General features: G+C 61.3%; 1 protein-coding gene. It reads right to left on the bottom strand.

From position 1 onward, the window contains the following. Positions 1 to 10 precede the first annotated feature (10 nt). A protein-coding gene (locus NKH90_RS34565) for an IS630 family transposase (protein WP_352503943.1) occupies positions 11 to 959 on the bottom strand; the annotation gives its coding sequence in 2 pieces (ribosomal slippage) (positions 11 to 622 and positions 624 to 959; 948 coding nt in all). Positions 960 to 1,053: the final 94 nt, after the last annotated feature.

Here is a 1,053-nt window from a genome sequence, read left to right on the forward strand (position 1 = left end):
CTAGAGCCTTTCACGTTTTGATGGAAGCGTAGCCGGCGTTTGCGAAGTAGTTGTTGCATTCGGTTGCCTCGATCGTTTCAACGAGGTGACCGATGTGGCGCCAAGTGTCCTCGACGGTACGTTTCTGAGCTTGGCGCATCCAGTGTTTGATTTTGGCAAAGGCCTGCTCGATCGGATTGAGGTCTGGGGAGTAGGGCGGTAGGTACCAAAGCCTGGCGCCGGCCGCCTTGATCATCTGCCTGATGGCCGCCGACTTATGACTTCCCAGATTATCCATGACGACGATGTCGCCGGGTTTCAGCACGGTGATGAGCTGCTGCTCGACATAGGCGCGGAAGCATTGGCCGTTGATTGGCCCGTCGAAGACGCAAGGTGCCGCGAGCCTATCGCAGCGCAGCGCGCCGAGGAAGGTCAGCGTGCGCCAGTGGCCGTGCGGGGCCAAGCCGCGCAGCCGCTCGCCCTTCGGCCCCCAACCGCGCAGCGGAGCCATGTTGGTCTTGATCCAGGTCTCGTCGATGAAGACCAGATGCTGCGGATCGAGGCCGGCCTGCCAAGAGCGCCATCGCTGACGCCTGCGGGCAATATCAGCGCGCGCCTGCTCAAGGGCGAACAGCGTTTTTTTTGAAGCTCAGGCCCTCGCGCCTCAAGAACATCCAGACCGCGTTGTGCGAGACCTTGACCCCGCGTGCGGCCAACTCATCCTTCAGACCATGCAGTGTCAGATGCGGCGTCTCACGCACACGCGCCTCGATGAAGGCACGGTGCGGCTCCAGCACCCTCTTGCGATGTCCGCCCATCTTGCCAGGCGCAACCGAGCCAGTCGCCCGATGGCGCTGCAACAACTTCACCGCCGCCGAAACCGAAATGCCGAACCGTTTCGCGGCCGACCGGCGGCTCTCGCCACCCAAAACCGCCGCTACAACACGTTCGCGAAGATCATCCGAAAGAGGTCGCGTCATCCGATGCTGGCCTCCACTCCAGCCAGCATCTTGAATCACAAAACCGACTGATCCGGAATCCCCTTCGATTCCGTCAAATCAGGAACCGCTCTAG

It is taken from the genome of Mesorhizobium sp. M0898 (assembly GCF_040319695.1).
In the GTDB taxonomy this organism is placed as follows: Bacteria; Pseudomonadota; Alphaproteobacteria; order Rhizobiales; family Rhizobiaceae; genus Mesorhizobium.